A 16,589-nucleotide genomic window follows, 5' to 3' on the forward strand; every position below is an offset into this window, starting at 1 on the left:
ACGCTCTGATCTAGATCAGCTTTTCTCCTCCGTCCGCCATTAATGGGCAGTTCCTTTCATGTGTCGGCCGGATTCTTTCAAATCGCTGACTGACAAGTTCAGCAACATGACATGGCCCGAGTCTTAAAAGCGACATATGAGGGGCATCCAGCCCCATGAAAACGAAGGCGAACGGCATGTTGAGGAAAATGATGCTGGCGGGCTTGATGGCGGCGACGGTGCTTGGCGGCATCGCCCCTGCCTATGCCCAGCAAAACGACAATGGCGGCTGGCGCGGCCGGGGTGGCGAGCGGTCGGGACGGCCCGACGGCGGCCAGCGCGGCGGCGGCGATCAGGGCCGGGGCCAGATGCAACGGCAGTGGCAGGGCGGCGGCGACGCACGCTGGCAACAGCGCGGCAATGACCGGCCCGCGGCTCCGGCGCAGACTCAGGCCCAGCCCCAGGCCCAGCCGCAATGGCGCGGCGAACAACGCGGCCCGGCGACCGTGACGCGCTGGAATCGCGGCGAGCAGCGGTTCGAGACCAGCACGCGCGGCGGCGACAGGAACGACCGCAACTGGAACGATCGGCGCGACGACAATCGCGCCGGGTGGCAGGACCGCCGGGGCGACGACCGCCGCGACAATGATCGCTGGCGCGGCAATGATGCGCGGGATCGGGACGGGCGGGATCGGCGCGACGACCGGCGCTGGGACAATAATGACCGGCGCGGTGGCTGGAGCGGCAACAACTGGAACGGCGGGCGCCGTTTCGATGACCGCACCCGTTGGGAAGGGCAGCGGCGTTGGGACAGCGGCTGGCGCAACGACCGGCGCTACGACTGGTCGAGCTACCGCTCGCGTTACGGCGACCGTTACCGCATGGGACGCTATTATGCGCCGCGCGGGTGGAACTATGGCTATTCGCGCTATTCGATCGGGATCTTCCTGAACAGCCTGCTCTATTCGAACAGCTACTGGATCGACGATCCCTATTCCTACCGCTTGCCGCCCGCTTACGGCTCGCTGCGCTGGGTCCGCTATTATGACGATGCGCTGCTGGTCGATATTCGCGACGGCTATGTGGTCGACGTGATCTACGATTTCTTCTGGTAAGCCCGGAAGACATGCGCTCCTGAACTGGCCTTCAGGACCCGGAAGCATCGTGCAAAAAAGTGGGAACCGGTTTTTTGCGTTGACGATGCGACCACCCATAACTGGGCTCGGAGTGTTGCACTCCGGGCCCTTTTCATTTGCGTGGAGCGACCGCGCGGTGGCAGGAGGGCGGCATGAGCGAGTTTGTTGACGATGGCGGCGTCGCCTCGGCCGTCAGGGCACGGATCGGGGAGACGGTGCGGGCGCGGCTGGACCGCAATCCGATGGTCAGCCGGATCGATACGCCGCATCTCGAAATCCATGGGCGGCAGGAATTTCTGAGCGCGGAGGAATGCGCCGGGCTGCGGGAACGGATCGATGCGGGCGCGCAGCCTTCCAGCCTGTTTTCCGGCAGCGCCAATGCCGATTACCGCACGAGCGCGAGCTGCAATCTCAGCCCCTGGGACCCACTGGTGAGCACGGTCAGCGATCGGATCTGCGCGCTGATGGGACTGACGAGCGCGCATGGCGAGACGTTGCAGGGACAGCGCTACCAGCCGGGGCAGGAATATAAGGCGCATTGCGATTATTTCCCGGTGACGGCCAATTACTGGCCGGCGATGATGAAGACCGGGGGACAGCGGAGCTGGACGGCGATGATCTACCTCTCCCCCGTGGAGGCGGGCGGCGAGACGCATTTCCCCCATTGCGAATTCATGGTGCCGCCGGTCGAGGGCATGCTGCTGATGTGGAACAATATGGAGCGGGACGGATCGCCCAACCACTTCAGCCTGCACGCCGCGCGTCCGGTGGAACGGGGCATCAAATATGTCGTCACCAAATGGTTTCGCGAACGGCCCTGGACGCCCTGAGGTGGCGGGACGCTGATACACAATGCGACATAAATGACTGATTCCTGACTGTTTCATTCCCGGACCGTTCAGGCGCCGGGGTGCATATCCGTCTTCGTGGTCGGCGGAACCGGCGGGATCGGGGAAAGGTTTCCCTCTCCCCACCGGCTTTCAGCCACCAAGCATCGGGAGAAGACTTATGCGCAAGTTGATCATTCTGGGCCTTATGGCCGCCACCGTCATTCCGGGTGCCGCCATGGCGCAATCCCGCGCGGAAGTGCGTGATAGCGCCCGCGACCTGCGGCAGGAACAGCGCGAACTGCGCGACGCCCAGCGGTACGGCAACCGGCATGACGTCCGCGAGGAACGCCGGGATGTACGCGACGCACGGCAGGAATTGCGCGAGGATTGGCGCGATTACCGCAAGTCGCATCGCGACGTCTATCGCGGCGGCAACTGGCGGGCGCCCTTCCGCTACAATCGCTGGGAAGTCGGATCGCGCCTGCGCCCGAACTATTATAATTCGCGCTATTATATCTCGGACCCCTATCGCTATCGCCTGCCCCGTGCGGGTGCCAACCAGCAGTGGGTGAGGCACTATAACGACGTGCTGCTGGTCAATGTGAGGACCGGCCGGGTCGTGGAAGTGCATCGCGGTTTCTTCTGGTAAGCCGCTGCTTCCCCAATAACGAAACGGCCCCCGGATAGCTCGGGGGCCGTTTCCTTTTGCGCTATGGCGCTTCTGATCCACAGGGAAGGCCCCTTGGCCGCGCCGCTCGTTTCCGGGCAGGCGCGGCCGATGGCGCGGGAACCGCACCATCAGTCCGAAAGGGGGTGGACCATCAACCGTAACGTTTATCCCGGCTGAATGTTCCGTTGCCCGCCCTCAGGAGGCAAGCGCCTCGGCAATCAGGCGGCGGCTGTTCTCGATGCCGTAAAGCGCGATGAAGCTGCCCATGCGCGGCCCCTGATCGGCGCCCAGCAGCGTCTGGTAGAGCGCCCTGAACCAGTCGCGCAGTTCGGCGAAGCCATAGGTCTCGTCCTTGCCGATGGCGTAGACGATGTTCTGGATATCCTCCGCCGAGGCATGATCGGGCAGCGCGGCGAGTTCCTCGTCCAGTTTCCGAAGCGCGGCGGCTTCGTTCGGTTCCGGCGCGCGGCGCTTGAGCGTCGGGGCGACGAAATCGCGGTGATAGGCGAGCGCATGGCCGATCAGCGCGTCGAGTTCCGGATAGGTCCCCGCATTGGCGTCCGCGACATAATTTTGGAGATAGCCCCAGACCTGTTCGCGGCTGGCATCGCCCATCACGCCGACCAGGTTCAGCAAAAGGCCGAAGGTCACGGGCAGTTCGCCAACCGGCAGCTTGCCGTCATGGATATGATGGACCGGGTTGCCGAGCTGCTGTTCGACCGCCTGCTTCGGATAATTGCCGCGGAACTGCCAATATTCGTCCACCGCGCGGGGGATGACGCCCATGTGGAGCTGCTTCGCCTTTTTCGGCTCGCGATAGGCGTAGAAGGCCAGGCTCTCCTGCGGGCCATAGGTCAGCCATTGCTCCAGGCTGAGGCCGTTGCCCTTGGACTTGGAGATCTTCTCGCCCTTTTCGTCGAGGAACATCTCGTAATTGAAGCCCTCGGGCGGGCGGGCGCCCAGCGCGCGGCAGATTTTCGAGCTTTGCGTGACGGAATCGATCAGGTCCTTGCCCGCCATCTCATAGTCGACGCCGAGCGCGACCCAGCGCATCGCCCAGTCGACCTTCCATTGCAGCTTGGCGCCGCCCGACAAGATCGACTGTTCGATCACCTCGCCCTCATCCTCGAAGCGGACGAGGCCGGTTTCGGCGTCCAGCACCTCGACCGGCACCTGAAGCACGATGCCGCTCCTGGGGCTGATCGGCAGGACCGGCGAATAGGTCGCCTGCCGTTCCTTGCGCAGCGTCGGCAGCATGATGTCCATGATGTCCTGATAATGGCGCAGGACATTCTTCAGCGCGTCGTCGAAGGCGCCCGATTTGTAGCGCTCCGTGGCTGAGACGAATTCATAGTCGAAGCCGAAGCGGTCGAGAAATTCCCGCAGCATCGCATTATTGTGATGCGCGAAGCTTTCGAACTTTTCGAAGGGATCGGGCACCTGGGTCAACGGCTTGCCCAGATGCTGGGTCAGCATCGCCTGGTTGGGCACATTGTCCGGCACCTTGCGCAGGCCGTCCATATCGTCGCTGAAGGCGATCAGGCGGGTCGGGATGTCCGACAGCGCATGATAGGCGTTGCGGACCATGGTGGTACGCAATACCTCGTTGAAGGTGCCGATATGCGGCAGGCCCGAGGGGCCATAGCCGGTCTCGAACAGGACATAGCCCTTTTCAGGCGCGGCACTCTGATAGCGCTTCAGGAGCTTGCGGGCTTCCTCATAGGGCCAGGCCTTGGACGCCTGTGCGGCGGTGCGGATGATGTCGGACACGGTCATGATGGGCCCCCCCTACCTCCGGTCCGGACGAAAGGGAACGATTTTCAGTGTCAAAGTGGAGACAAACGGCGGCTTTACGACATCCCCCGTTTAACTTTGATTAACCCTGATGAGTCATATTTATCGCGAGCTTAGGGGGCTCAGGAGGGTCTATGCAGCCAAGGAGCCGCCAGAGAATTGCCGTCGAGATTCCCGTCATCGTGACGACGGTGCTCGATAGCCTGGAAGGAACGATCATCGATCTGAGCGAAGGCGGCGCCCAGATTGCGGGCTGCGGCCTGCCCGCGCGCAGCCAGTGCCAGATCGATTATGAAGGCCATGTCGTCTTCGCCACGGTGCAGTGGACCGAGGAAGACCGCATGGGCATCCGCTTCCCCTATGAACTGACCGACGGGCCGTTGTTCGACCGGCTGGAGATCGCGCGGGCGGCAAGGCTGACCCCGACGGCCTTCCAGCCGCGCATTCCGGGCATGCGTCCCGCCGGTGGATTCGGACGCCGGTTCGGCTGAACCGCCTGATTTCAGGTTTCCCTTTTTGTTCCCGTTCGCCTAAGCGAAACGGGTGGTCGATCCTTCCGCCCTGCCCGCCCTTCACGCCAGCCATGGCGGCATCTGGCTCCGGGAAGGCGGCGATACGCAGGCGGTGGCCAAGGGCACGGCGATCGCGCGGACGGCCGAAACGCCGACGCTGCTGCTGAATGCCCCGCTGACCGGGCAGCGGCTGGGCTATCCCGATCTGAATGGCCTCGACCTGCTGGAACTGTGGGCCTTCATCCATCCGGCGCGCTTTCTGGTGCCCACGCCCAAGGGGCTGGCCGAAGCGCTGAACCTGCCGCGTCCGGCCAGCGAGGCGGACATTCCCGCACTGTTGCAGGCAGCGACCGGGGCACTGCTGGCAATGCTGGATTCGCCCTCATGGGCTGAGCGCGAGGGCGGCTGGACGGCGGCGCAATCGCTGCACCGGCTGCGCTGGCCCTGGGCGCCGCTGGTGGCCGGGCGCATCGCCAAACCGAAGGAAGCGGAGCGCTGGCTCTTTTCCAAGCTGCCCGAATGGGAGGAGAACCCGCCCCGCCCCGCCCCGCGATCGGTGTCGCTGCGATCCGATGCGGTGGTGGCGCGGCTGGAGCAACTGACCGGCGCGGGGGCCGAGGCCCGGCCGGGGCAGCGCGCCTATGCGGCGGCGGCGGCGGAGGTGTTCCGCCCGAAGGCGCATCGCGATCAGCCCAATATGCTGCTGGCGGAGGCCGGAACCGGGATCGGCAAGACGCTGGGCTATCTGGCGCCCGCTTCCCTCTGGGCCGGGGAAGCGCAGGGGACGGTGTGGATTTCCACCTATACCAAGGCGTTGCAGCGGCAGTTGGACCGGGAGAGTTTGCGGTTGTTCCCCGATCCCGCCGTGGCGGCGAAGCGCGTGGTGGTGCGCAAGGGGCGGGAAAATTACCTCTGCCTGCTCAATCTGGAGGATGCGCTGCAAGGGGGCTTTGCCGGGCGCGCCGCGATATTGGCGCAACTGGTGGCGCGCTGGGCGGCCTTCACCAAGGATGGCGACATGATCGGCGGCGACCTGCCCGGATGGTTGCCGACCTTGTTCCGGCGCAATGGCTCGACCGCACTGACCGACCGGCGCGGCGAGTGCATCTATGCGGGCTGCCCCCATTATCGGAAATGCTTCATCGAGCGGTCGGCGCGGGCTTCGGCGGATGCCGACATCGTGATCGCCAATCATGCGTTGGTGATGATCAATGCGGCGCGGGGGCGCGAGACGGGGCAGGCGCCCCAGCGCATCGTGTTCGACGAGGGCCATCATCTGTTCGATGCGGCGGATTCGACCTTTTCCGTCGCGCTTTCGGGGCAGGAGGCCATCGAGCTGCGCCGCTGGGTGATGGGGCCGGAGGGCAATGCGAGAGGGCGGCGGCGGGGGCTGGCAGCGCGGCTGTCGGACCTTGCCAGCTATGACGAGCAGGGCGGCGAGGCGATCAGGGCGGCGGCGGAGGCGGCGCGAGCGCTGCCCGCCGACGAATGGTTGAAGCGGATCGTCGCGGACGAGCCCTTCGGGCCGGTCGAGCAATTGCTCGCGGCGGTGCGAGGGACGGTCTATGCGCGGGCAGCCGATACGGGCGAGGCCGATGCGGGCTATGGGCTGGAGACCGAACTGGCCGAGCCGGACGGCGCGCTGGTCGAGGCGGCGCAGGAGGCGGCCCGGGCCTTGGACAATCTGCTGCGCCCCCTCACCCATCTGGGCAAGCGGATGGAGGCGGTGATCGAGGAAGCGCCCGACTGGCTGGACGGCGCGGCACGGGCGCGGGTCGAGGGGGCGATCGCCTCGCTCGGCTGGCGGCGCGATCTGGTGACGGCCTGGCTGGCGCTGCTGGCGCGGATCGGCGGGCCTGCCGATGCGGATTATGTCGACTGGCTGGCGGTCGAGCGGATCGAGGGGCGGGAGTTCGACATCGGCATCCACCGCCACTGGCTGGACCCGACCCGGCCGCTGGCGCAGGCGGTGCTGAAACCGGCGCAGGGCGTGCTGATCACCTCCGCCACGCTCAAAGGGGGCGGCGATTGGGAGAATGCGGCGAGCCGGAGCGGCGCCACGCATCTGCCGCGCGGCGCGGAGCAATTCGAGGCGAGCAGCCCCTTCGACTATCCGGAGCGGTCGGAAGTGCTGATCGTGACCGACATCAAGCGCGGCGATATTGCGGCGCTGTCGGGCGCCTATGCCCGGCTGATCGAGGCGGCGGGCGGGGGAACATTGGGCCTGTTCACCGCGATCCGGCGGCTGCGCGCGGTGCATGCGCGGATCGCCGACCGGCTGGCGCGGGCGGGACTGCCGCTCTACGCCCAGCATGTGGACCCGATGGATACAGGGACGCTGATCGACATTTTCCGCGACGATCCCCGCGCCTCGCTGCTGGGGACCGATGCGCTGCGCGACGGGGTGGACGTGCCGGGCCATTCGCTGCGGCTGGTGGTGATGGAGGGCGTGCCCTGGTCCAAGCCCACGGTTCTGCATGCGGCGCGCAAGCTGGCGGGCGGAGGATCGGCCTATGACGACCGGTTGATCCGGGCGCGGATGGCGCAGGCCTTTGGGCGGCTGATCCGGCGGGCGGAGGACCGGGGCAGCTTCGTCATCCTGTCATCCGCCATGCCCAGCCGGTTGCTCAGCGCCTTTCCGCCGGGCACGCCGATCCGCCGCCTGACGCTGGATGAAGCCATCATATCGGTGAGCGGCCATTCCCGCGCTGGCCTTGGCGGCGATGCCGCGTTAGGGCATCAGCAATTCGAATCCCGCACCCCCGACCTGGAGCAAAAATGAAGCGGTTGATCCTGTTCCGTCACGCCAAGTCCGACTGGGACGATCCGGTTGCGCGGGACTTCGACCGGCCGCTCAATCGCCGGGGCGAAAAGGCCGCGCTGGTGATGGGCGAGTTCGCCAGGGCACAGGGCATCCGGTTCGACATGGTGGTCGCTTCCCCCGCGGTGCGGGTGGTGGAAACGCTGAACAGCTTCTTCACCAGCTATGGCGATACGGTCGATCCGCATTGGGACCGCCGCATCTATCTCGCCTCCACCCCCACCCTGTTCGACGTCATCCGGGACCTGCCCGACAGCGCCGACAGCGTGCTGATGTCGGGGCATAATCCGGGGCTGGAGGAATTGATCCTCGACCTCGTGCCCGACGACGGGGCCAGCCCCTTGCGCGAGGATGTGGAGGTGAAATTCCCGACCGCCTCGATCGCGGTCATGGACCTGCCGATCGCCCATTGGAGCGAGGCGAAGCCCAATATCGCCACCCTTGCCAGCTTCACCCGGCCACGCGACCTGGACCCGGCGCTGGGGCCGGGGTCACGCTGAGCGGGACGTGACGCCGATCCTCTGGCGACGGGCGGAGGCACGCGATGCGGCGGCGCTTTCGCTGTTGGGCGGGGCGACGTTCCTCGCCAGCTTCGCCTTCGACCATCCTGGCGACGCGCTGATCGCCCATGTCCGGGACGCGCATGGCGAAGCCTTTTATGCTGAGGCTTTGGCCGATCCCGCGCAGACGATCCTGATCGGCGAGACCCCACTGGGCGCGCCGGTCGGCTATGCACTGCTGACACCGCCCAAGTTGCCGGTCGAGACGGGGCCGGACGATCTGGAGCTCAAGCGCATCTACCTGCTTTCCGGCTGGCAGGGCGGGGGCAACGGCGCTGCGTTGCTGGCCCTGGTGAGGGAGGAAGCACGGCGGCGTGGAGCGAAACGGCTGCTGCTCGCCGTCTATCAGGGCAATGAACGGGCGCAGCGTTTCTATGCGCGGCACGGCTTCGCGGAAACGGGTGAAACCATCTTCATGGTGGGCGACGTGCCGTTTCGCGACCTGATCTACGCGGCGCCGGTGACCTGACCCTCGATTGCGAACAGGTGCCGCTATTCGCCGATCGCCCTCGCCAGCGTCGCGCGGATGGCTTCCAGCCGGGGGAGCAGATCGGCACCGGGGACCGCTTCGCCATTGACGGCCGAAGCGGGCGCGGGTTCCATCGCCAGCGGGGTGGCCACGCCGTCCGCCAGCGCTTTCTGCGCGCCCCGCACCGTGAAGCCCTCGACATTCAGCAGATGGTTGATGCGGCGCACCAGCACCACATCGGCCGGCCGGTAATAGCGCCGGTTGCCCGATCGCTGAAGCGGCCGGAGCTGCGTGAAGCGCGTCTCCCAATAGCGCAGGATATGCTGCGGAAGACCCAGTTCGCCTGCCAGCTCACTGATCGTCAGAAATGCACCCTCAGCCTTTTCCATGGCACCGATGTTGCACCTTTAGCGGCGCCAAGGTCAACCTCCGGGGAAATGGCAATTTTGAGGGAGCCTTTCCTGAGCCCCCCTTACATATGGGCGACGCGATCCCGCATGGTCTGGCTGGCGCGAAAGGTCAGGACCCGGCGCGGTTCGATCGGCACTTCGACCCCCGTTTTCGGTTGCGGCCCATGCGCTGCGTCTTGTCGCGCAGGACGAAGGTGCCGAAGCTGGAGATCTTCACATTTTCCCCGCGTTCGAGCGCGGAGGACATATGTTCCAATATGGATTCGATTATCGTTGCCGCTTCAGCCCGCGACAGGCCAATATGACGGTTGACACTCTCCGCGAGATCCGCGCGGGTCAGAGTTCCTGTACCGCTCATAGCACTTCCCCACCTGATACCCGTCGAGCCTAAATGCGGGTGATCATTCGATAATGTGCGCGATTCTGCGTGATTCGGCAAGATCAGGAGCCGTCAAAAGCCTTAAAAAATCGTGAAAAATGGGGGAGATAGGGTCCCAAAGGGGGATTTTGGGCATGGCATGCCAAAATGGGCAGCATTCAGCTTCCCATTCTCCGGCGCCATCATCCTGCACGCCCTCCGACCTTAACGCTTTTCGCGAAGCCGCGGGAGGAAGTCTGGTGCAAAAACGAGGCGACGGCCAAAGTCCCAACGCGCGATCCGGTCTTTTGCAATCCCGCCGCGTTCCAGGGGCAAAGGCGGTGGCCGCTTTTCCGCGCGAGGCGTCAGACCCGCAGAACGCAGGCGCCCCAGGTGAAGCCGCCGCCCATCGCCTCCAGAACGAGCAGGTCGCCCGGCTGGACACGCCCGTCGCGCATCGCAAGATCGAGCGCCAGGGGAACCGAAGCGGCGGACGTGTTCGCATGACGATCGACCGTCATCACCACCTTTTCCGGCGCCAGTTTCAGCTTGCGCGCGGTCGCGTCGAGGATGCGGGCATTGGCCTGGTGCGGGACCAGCCAGTCGATGTCCGCCGGACTCATGTCCGCGGCGGCCATCACCTCGGTCAACACCGAAGCGAGGTTGGTGACGGCATGGCGGAAGACCTCCTGCCCCTTCATGCGCAGCTTGCCGACCGTCTGGGTGGTCGAGGGGCCGCCGTCGACATAGAGCAACTGGTTGTGACGGCCGTCGGCATGGAGCTTCGAGGCGAGGATGCCGCGCTGGCCGTCTTCGCTCTCCTCCGCACCCAGCACGACCGCGCCCGCGCCGTCCCCGAAGAGGACGCAGGTGGTGCGGTCTTCCCAGTCGAGGATGCGGCTGAAGGTTTCCGAACCGATCACGATGGCGTTCCGCACCGCGCCCGAGCGGATCATGCTGTCGGCCACGGTGACGGCATAGAGGAAGCCGGAACAGACCGCCGCCACGTCGAAGGCGACGCAATCGTCGATGCCGAGCGCGGCCTGAACGATGGTGGCGGTGGCCGGGAAGGTCTGGTCGGGCGTGGCGGTCGCCAGCACGATCAGGTCGATGTCCTGCGCGGACAGGCCAGCCGCTTCCAGCGCCGCCTTGGCCGCGTCGGTGGCGAGCGTCGCGGTGGTTTCGCCCTCTCCCGCCAGATAGCGGTTGCGGATACCGGTGCGCTCGACGATCCATTCGTCGCTCGTGTCCACGGTCTGCGCCAATTCGGCGTTGCTGACGGCGCGAACGGGCAGAGCGGAGCCCGTGCCCAGGAGAACGGATCGGCGGATCACTTTGCGGGCAGCTCCATCCTGGATGCGGGAGCGGTCAGCCCCTCGATCCCATGCATGTCGGCGGCGATGCGCCGGGTGATGTCTTCCTCCAGCAGCCGGGCGGCGACATGGACGGCGTTGGCGACCCCCTTGTCATTGGCGCTGCCATGGCTCTTCACGACCACGCCGTTGAGGCCAAGGAAGACGGCGCCATTATGATTGTTGGGGTCGAGATGATGGCGCAGCAGATGCATCGCCGGCTTGGAGATCAGGAAACCGAGCTTCGAGCGGATCGAGCTGGTGAAGGCGGTACGCAAAAGGTCGGTGACGAAGCGGGCCGTGCCCTCCGCCGTCTTGAGCGCCACATTGCCGGAAAAGCCGTCCGACACGATGACGTCGACGTCGCCCCGGCCGATCTTGTCGCCTTCGGTGAAGCCTTCGAAGGACAGTGGGAGGCTGGTCGCGGCGCGCAGGATCGCGGCGGCGTCGCGGATTTCCTCCGTGCCCTTCATCTCTTCCGTGCCGATGTTCATCAAGCGGACGCGGGGGCGTTCCAGGTCGAGGGCGATGCGGGCATAGGCCGCGCCCATCACCGCGAACTGCACCAGGTTGCGCGCGTCGCATTCGGTATTGGCGCCCAGGTCGAGCATGACCACGTCATTGTCGCCCAGGGTCGGCAACATGGCGGCGAGCGCCGGGCGGTCGACTCCCTTCATGGTGCGCAGCGCGAGCTTTGCCATCGCCATCAGCGCGCCGGTATTGCCGGAAGAGACCGCAGCGCCGCATGTCCCAGCCTTCACCGCCGCGATCGCCATGCTCATGGAGCTGGTCTTCTTGCGGATGGCGACGCTGGGCTTGTCACCCGAATCCACGACATCGGGCGCGTGGACGATTTCCGACGCGGCGCGCAGATTGGGGTGATGGTCGAGCGCGGACTTGATCCGCGCCTCGTCTCCGAAAAGGGTGAAGCGCAACCCGTCATGACGGCGACGGGCGAGCGCTACGCCCGCCATCATCACGCGTACGCCTTCATCCCCGCCCATCGCGTCGATTGCGATTCGCGGTTGGCTGGACAAGTTAACGCACCCTTTTCAGGAGAAATTCTTGAGCGTCAGGCCCCGACGGCGACGACTTCGCGGCCGTTATAGTGGCCACAGGCATCACACAGGTTGTGCGGACGCTTCAGTTCGCCGCAGTTCGAGCATTCCTGATAGGCCTCGACGCGCAGCGAGTCATGGCTGCGACGCATGCCACGGCGGGACGGGGACGTTTTCCTCTTGGGGACAGCCATGTCGGCACCTTATTCCATAAATTGATCTGTTAGTGCGACTGACCAGTTCCACATGGATGCTGACGCCAACGGCGCCGCAGACCCATGCGGCCCGGATGATCGCGAAGCCCTGCGCCTATAGCGTTTTTTGGACATGGCGCAAGTCCTTCTTGCCCCGGCATCCTGTCGCCTTATTGTGCCGGCGTCACGATAATGTGGGGGAAATCCGATGTTGCTGCCGATCACGCTGACTCTGGCCGCGGCCTGCGCGCTGCTCAACATGTGGCTGGGGATTCGCTGCGCGCGAATCCGGATGGCGGATAAGGTGCTGCATGGCGACGGCGGCAGCGCATTGCTGGCCAAGCGGATGCGGGCCCATGCCAATTTCATCGAATATGTGCCGGTGACGCTGATTCTCTTCGGGTTGGTGGAATTGGCGGTCGGCGCGTCGATCTGGCTCTGGGGGGCGGCGCTGGTGCTGGTGCTGGCGCGAATCGCCCATGCGTTCGGGATGGATGCGGAAAAGCCGACGGCCTGGCGCGGGGGCGGGGCGATGCTGACCTGGATCGTGATGGTCGGCATGGCGGTGGCGGCGCTCGTCCTCGCTTATGGGGCGACGCGGGAGGTTCCGGCGCCGCCGGCCATGGCGATGATTCGGTAGGATCAGGCCAGCGCGGCATCCCCGACGAAGGGATTGGTGCGGCGTTCATGGGCGAAGTTGCTCATCGGGCCGTGGCCGGGGACGAAGGCCGTGTCGCCGCCCAGCGGCCAGAGCTTGCCGGTGATCGCGTCGATCAGATGCTGATGATTGCCCCTGGGGAAGTCGGTGCGACCGATCGACCCCTGGAACAGCACGTCGCCGACGATGGCAAGCTTGCTGGGGGCGTGATGGAACACGACATGGCCCGGCGTATGGCCGGGGCAATGATAGACATCGAGCGTCAGATTGCCGACCGTCACCCGGTCGCCATCCTTGAGCCAGCGGTCGGGTTCGAAGCTCTCGCCATTGATGCCATATTTGGCGCCGTCTTCGCCCAGCCGGTCGATCCAGAAGCGATCGTCCTCATGCGGACCTTCGATGGGCACGCCAAGATCGCGGGCCAGGATGCCCGCCTGGCCGCAATGGTCGATATGGCCGTGGGTGACGAGGATCTTCTCGATGGTGACGCCATGCTGTTCCGCCGCCTTCTTCAGCACCGGCAGGTCGCCGCCCGGATCGACGAAAGCGCCGCGATTGGTCGCCGTGCACCAGAAGAGCGTGCAATTCTGCTGGAGCGGGGTGACGGGGATCAGGGCGGCTTTGAGAGGCGGAGTCGTCATGCCGTTGATGTGGCGAAGCTGTGGGCCGGGTGCAAGGCTTTGGGGGAGGCGCAGGCCGTTTTGCGATTGGGTTGAAGGGGGATCGGGTGGCGAGCGGACGTTCTGGTCGCGGTAGTTGCATCAGGCATACCATACTCCTGCGAAGGCGCTCGAACGAGACGAGTGGCTCGCGAGAGCCTAGAGCGATTTCCAGTCAGATGGCATCATCTGACGGTTAAGAAATAGCGGCAAATAAAAGACTTAGAGCGCGCTGCGTTAAATCGTACGCAAGTCGCGCGCTCTCAGCTTTTGTTGTCGCATCGCTTTAAGCGCAAAACCGGTTCCCACTTTTGCGCACGATGCTCTAGTTCAAACGGTGCGATGATCCGCCAAGGGCAGGACTGCGTTCCTGCCTTCGCAGGAACACGGCGCGCTCAGGGGCAATTGATGGCCAAAAGGCCGCCCCCTTACCCCAATTCCTCGGTCGCGAAGGGTTCGGCGAGGCTGATGCCGTCCAGAACCTTGGCCGTTTCGTCGCGCACGCGGAGCATCACCCTATGCAACCGGCATTCCGATTCGGGCAGGCAGTTGGTGCAGGTCTCATGCGCGAAACGGCTGGCGCAGGGCGTGAGCGCGAGCGAGCCGCGGGTCAGCCGGACGATGTCGCCATAGCTGATGTCGACCGGGGCCAGCGCCAGCCAATAGCCGCCGTCGCGTCCCCGCTGCGTCGCCACCAGCCCCTCCCGCGCCAGTTCCGACAGGATCACCGTCAGGAATTTGGACGGAATATTCTGGCGCGTGGCGATCTCGTTCAGGGGCACCGGGCCTTGCCGGTAGCGGTCTGCGAGATGCTGGAGGGCACGGATGGCGTAACGGGTCTTCTGCGAAAGCATAAGGCTGTTATTCGCTCCCGCCGAAGATTTGACAAGTCATCAGGGCGCGGGATTCAACGCCTGGCGCGCCTGTTTCGGAAAATCGCTGAACAGGGCGTCGACGCCCGTGCCGGCGACCGCCCGGACATAGCCGGCAAAGTCCCCCCTCCCCTGCGGATCGTCGGGGCGCTGGAAGGCGGTGGGCAGGAAGCTGTTTTCCATGCGCAGCGTCCAGACATGGACTTGCAGTCCCGCATCATGGGCGCGCCCGACCAGCCCCGTCGGGCCTTCGGGCGCGAGTACCATCGCGGTGGCGGGGCCGATGCCGTCGGCATAATCCGCGATCTGCTTCAGCCCCTGCGTCGTCATCATGTCGGCATAGGTGGTGCCCGGCGCGTCGGCGGGGCCGCCCTCGCCCTCGACAAGCTGGATCAGGCGCAGGCGGGACGCGGCGCGCAGGGCCTTCAGATTGCCGACCTCGAAGGACTGGATGAAGACCGGATCAGCCTCCGTCTGATAGCCATATCGGCTGAGCAGCGCGAGGAGCGGCGCCTGATGCGGCAAGCCGATGCCGGCGAAATAGCTCGGATGCTTGGTTTCGGGATAAAGGCCGATGCGGCGGCCGGTTTCCGCCTCCTTGGCGCGGACCAGCTTCAATATCTCCTCGAAGGTCGGGATCGGGTAGAGATCGTTGAAGCGGCTGTTGGCGGGGCGAAGTTCGGCCAGGCGCTCGCGGGCGCGCAGGGTGCGCAGCTCGGCCAGGGTGAAATCCTCCGTGAACCAGCCGGTGATGGACTGGCCGTCGATGGTCTTGGTCGTCCTGCGGGCGGCGAATTCGGGGTGATCCGCGACATCGGTGGTGCCGCTTATCTCATTTTCATGCCGGGCGACGAGCACGCCGTCCCGGGTCAGCACCAGATCGGGCTCGATATAGTCGGCGCCCTGGTCGATCGCCCGTTCATAGGCGGCGAGCGTCTGTTCGGGCCGCTCGCCGCTGGCGCCGCGATGGGCGATGATGAAGGGTTCGGCCATCAGGGGCGCCACCGTCACGAAGCTGAGGAGGAGGATGGCGAAGCTTCGGAACATCCTCCCCGGGGTCATGCCTTCACGCCCTCCAGAGCGTCCTCATAGGTGGTCGCCTTGAAGCCGACGATGGTGCGGCCGCCCAGGTCCAGGATCGGGCGCTTGATCATCGAGGGATTGCTCATCATCAGCAGCACCGCCTTGTCCGCGTCGATATGCGCCTTGTCCCCGGCATCCAGTGCCTTGAAGGTCGTGCCGGACCGGTTGAGGATGGTTTCCCACCCATGTTCCTCGACCCAGCCGCGCAGGGCGGTTTCATCGACGCCCGACACCTTGTAATCGTGGAAGCTGTAGGACTTGCCGCTATTGTCGAGGAAATTGCGCGCCTTCTTGATCGTGTCGCAATTCTTGATGCCGTACATGGTGAGCATGGCTGTCATCCCTTGAACGCGGTGACTTCGATCTCGATCTTCATCTCCGGCTTGATGAGGCCGGCGACGACGCAGGTGGCGGCAGGGCGGATTTCCCCGAAGACCGGCGCGGTCGCTTCGCCCAGAACGTCCCAATAGGCCGGGTCGCTGATATAATAGGTCACGCGGACCACGTCGGCGAAGGAGAAGCCGGCCTCCTCCAGCGCCTTGCCGATGACCTTCAGCGCATTCCTGCCCTGGTCGACCACGGATTCGGGCATCGCCTTGGTTTCAGGGTCGGTGCCGGTGGTGCCGGCGACGAAGCACCAGTCGCCCTGGACGACGGCGCGCGAATAGCCGACCTGCGCCTCGAAAGGCGAGCCGGAGGAAATAAGCTGGCGGGGCATGGAAGTTCCTTGAGCAGAAGGAGCGAAAAGGATCGAGGCGGCTCTTGCCCGGTCGGCAGGATGCTGTCCAGAGGCTTTTGCGCGCGCGGCACGGCCGGAGGAACAGGCGGACGGCTGGGCCGTTTCCAGGCAGAAGGAGACATGCCATGGATCAGCCCGACAAGAACCGCCTGCCCGATATGGACGAGGAGAATAGCGAACAGGCCGATGCCGGGTCACAGGCGCAGGATGTGGCCGAGGATGCCCGGCTGCGCTCGACCGACCGGGCGGAGGACAGCGAGCGGGGCGGCCGCCCCAATCCGGCGCAGATCATCCCCGACGACACGCCCGACCTGGTCGAGAAGATGGAGGAGATGAACCGTTCGGGGCGGATCGACACCGACGCCTTTGCCGGCGAGCCGCAGATGGACGATGAGGAGGACAGCCTCGGCCCGACCGAGGATGAGGATTAGGGCG

19 protein-coding genes and 1 pseudogene are annotated in these 16,589 nt (G+C 65.3%); 9 read left to right on the forward strand and 11 right to left on the reverse strand.

Annotated elements, in window-relative coordinates; all coding sequences use genetic code 11:
* Window positions 1-191 precede the first annotated feature (191 nt).
* The 3 genes from YP76_RS10840 to YP76_RS10850 all read left to right on the forward strand — a co-directional run bounded on the left by YP76_RS10840 (window position 192) and on the right by YP76_RS10850 (window position 2,594).
* Window positions 192-1,094 (forward strand): RcnB family protein, encoded by a 903-nt coding sequence (locus tag YP76_RS10840; RefSeq protein WP_084733110.1) that lies wholly within the window; start codon window positions 192-194, stop codon window positions 1,092-1,094.
* A 173-nt stretch (window positions 1,095-1,267) separates the two neighbouring features.
* Window positions 1,268-1,945, forward strand: coding sequence for a prolyl hydroxylase family protein (locus tag YP76_RS10845; RefSeq protein WP_046763602.1), 678 nt, complete (start codon window positions 1,268-1,270; stop codon window positions 1,943-1,945).
* 178 nt (window positions 1,946-2,123) lie between these two features.
* On the forward strand, window positions 2,124-2,594 hold the full coding sequence (locus YP76_RS10850) for an RcnB family protein (protein ID WP_046763603.1): 471 nt from the start codon (window positions 2,124-2,126) through the stop codon (window positions 2,592-2,594).
* A 216-nt stretch (window positions 2,595-2,810) separates the two neighbouring features.
* On the opposite strand, the gene YP76_RS10855 is transcribed toward YP76_RS10850, so the two are convergent.
* Window positions 2,811-4,391, reverse strand: coding sequence for a lysine--tRNA ligase (locus YP76_RS10855; RefSeq protein WP_046763604.1), 1,581 nt, complete (start codon window positions 4,389-4,391; stop codon window positions 2,811-2,813).
* Between the two features lie 152 nt (window positions 4,392-4,543).
* Here YP76_RS10855 and YP76_RS10860 point away from each other — a divergent pair, with 152 nt between their 5' ends.
* Genes YP76_RS10860 through YP76_RS10875 form a run of 4 tightly spaced genes read left to right on the forward strand, consistent with a single transcriptional unit; the run spans window position 4,544 to window position 8,771 of the window.
* Window positions 4,544-4,900 (forward strand): PilZ domain-containing protein, encoded by a 357-nt coding sequence (locus YP76_RS10860; protein ID WP_046763605.1) that lies wholly within the window; start codon window positions 4,544-4,546, stop codon window positions 4,898-4,900.
* A 52-nt stretch (window positions 4,901-4,952) separates the two neighbouring features.
* Complete coding sequence (locus tag YP76_RS10865) at window positions 4,953-7,703, forward strand: ATP-dependent DNA helicase (protein WP_046763606.1); 2,751 nt, start codon at window positions 4,953-4,955, stop codon at window positions 7,701-7,703.
* Window positions 7,700-8,242, forward strand: coding sequence for a SixA phosphatase family protein (locus YP76_RS10870; protein WP_046763607.1), 543 nt, complete (start codon window positions 7,700-7,702; stop codon window positions 8,240-8,242). The genes YP76_RS10865 and YP76_RS10870 overlap by 4 nt, the downstream gene beginning before the upstream one ends.
* A gap of 7 nt (window positions 8,243-8,249) precedes the next feature.
* Window positions 8,250-8,771: a GNAT family N-acetyltransferase gene (locus YP76_RS10875; RefSeq protein ID WP_046763608.1), complete on the forward strand. Its 522-nt coding sequence runs from the start codon at window positions 8,250-8,252 to the stop codon at window positions 8,769-8,771.
* A gap of 23 nt (window positions 8,772-8,794) precedes the next feature.
* Here YP76_RS10875 and YP76_RS10880 read toward each other — a convergent pair whose 3' ends face one another.
* The 5 genes and pseudogenes from YP76_RS10880 to rpmF all read right to left on the reverse strand — a co-directional run bounded on the left by YP76_RS10880 (window position 8,795) and on the right by rpmF (window position 12,143).
* A complete protein-coding gene (locus YP76_RS10880; protein ID WP_046763609.1) occupies window positions 8,795-9,160 on the reverse strand; it encodes a MerR family transcriptional regulator in 366 nt (121 codons plus the stop codon).
* A gap of 155 nt (window positions 9,161-9,315) precedes the next feature.
* Window positions 9,316-9,539, reverse strand: a pseudogene (locus YP76_RS10885) (HU family DNA-binding protein); the annotation flags it as partial.
* A 365-nt stretch (window positions 9,540-9,904) separates the two neighbouring features.
* Window positions 9,905-10,873, reverse strand: a complete 969-nt coding sequence (locus tag YP76_RS10890) for a beta-ketoacyl-ACP synthase III (RefSeq protein WP_046763610.1) — start codon at window positions 10,871-10,873, stop codon at window positions 9,905-9,907.
* Window positions 10,870-11,895 carry a phosphate acyltransferase PlsX gene (plsX, locus tag YP76_RS10895; protein ID WP_046763698.1) on the reverse strand — a complete coding sequence of 342 codons (1,026 nt, stop codon included), beginning with the start codon at window positions 11,893-11,895 and terminating at the stop codon, window positions 10,870-10,872. The genes YP76_RS10890 and plsX overlap by 4 nt, the downstream gene beginning before the upstream one ends.
* 68 nt (window positions 11,896-11,963) lie before the next feature.
* Window positions 11,964-12,143 (reverse strand): 50S ribosomal protein L32, encoded by a 180-nt coding sequence (rpmF, locus tag YP76_RS10900; protein WP_013848214.1) that lies wholly within the window; start codon window positions 12,141-12,143, stop codon window positions 11,964-11,966.
* Between the two features lie 208 nt (window positions 12,144-12,351).
* On the opposite strand from rpmF, the gene YP76_RS10905 reads away from it, so the two are divergent.
* Window positions 12,352-12,783, forward strand: coding sequence for an MAPEG family protein (locus YP76_RS10905; RefSeq protein ID WP_046763611.1), 432 nt, complete (start codon window positions 12,352-12,354; stop codon window positions 12,781-12,783).
* 2 nt (window positions 12,784-12,785) lie between these two features.
* Here YP76_RS10905 and YP76_RS10910 read toward each other — a convergent pair whose 3' ends face one another.
* The 5 genes from YP76_RS10910 to YP76_RS10930 all read right to left on the reverse strand — a co-directional run bounded on the left by YP76_RS10910 (window position 12,786) and on the right by YP76_RS10930 (window position 16,133).
* On the reverse strand, window positions 12,786-13,442 hold the full coding sequence (locus tag YP76_RS10910) for an MBL fold metallo-hydrolase (protein ID WP_046763612.1): 657 nt from the start codon (window positions 13,440-13,442) through the stop codon (window positions 12,786-12,788).
* A 446-nt stretch (window positions 13,443-13,888) separates the two neighbouring features.
* On the reverse strand, window positions 13,889-14,314 hold the full coding sequence (locus YP76_RS10915; protein WP_046763613.1) for an RrF2 family transcriptional regulator: 426 nt from the start codon (window positions 14,312-14,314) through the stop codon (window positions 13,889-13,891).
* Window positions 14,315-14,353: 39 nt separating this feature from the next.
* Complete coding sequence (locus tag YP76_RS10920) at window positions 14,354-15,379, reverse strand: glycerophosphodiester phosphodiesterase (protein ID WP_408640436.1); 1,026 nt, start codon at window positions 15,377-15,379, stop codon at window positions 14,354-14,356.
* An 11-nt stretch (window positions 15,380-15,390) separates the two neighbouring features.
* Window positions 15,391-15,747, reverse strand: coding sequence for an ArsC family reductase (locus YP76_RS10925; RefSeq protein ID WP_046763699.1), 357 nt, complete (start codon window positions 15,745-15,747; stop codon window positions 15,391-15,393).
* 5 nt (window positions 15,748-15,752) lie between these two features.
* Window positions 15,753-16,133 carry a RidA family protein gene (locus tag YP76_RS10930; protein WP_046763615.1) on the reverse strand — a complete coding sequence of 127 codons (381 nt, stop codon included), beginning with the start codon at window positions 16,131-16,133 and terminating at the stop codon, window positions 15,753-15,755.
* A 146-nt stretch (window positions 16,134-16,279) separates the two neighbouring features.
* On the opposite strand from YP76_RS10930, the gene YP76_RS10935 reads away from it, so the two are divergent.
* On the forward strand, window positions 16,280-16,585 hold the full coding sequence (locus YP76_RS10935) for a hypothetical protein (RefSeq protein WP_046763616.1): 306 nt from the start codon (window positions 16,280-16,282) through the stop codon (window positions 16,583-16,585).
* Window positions 16,586-16,589 lie beyond the last annotated feature (4 nt).

It is taken from the genome of Sphingobium chungbukense, from assembly GCF_001005725.1.
GTDB classification, from domain to species: Bacteria; Pseudomonadota; Alphaproteobacteria; order Sphingomonadales; family Sphingomonadaceae; genus Sphingobium; species Sphingobium chungbukense.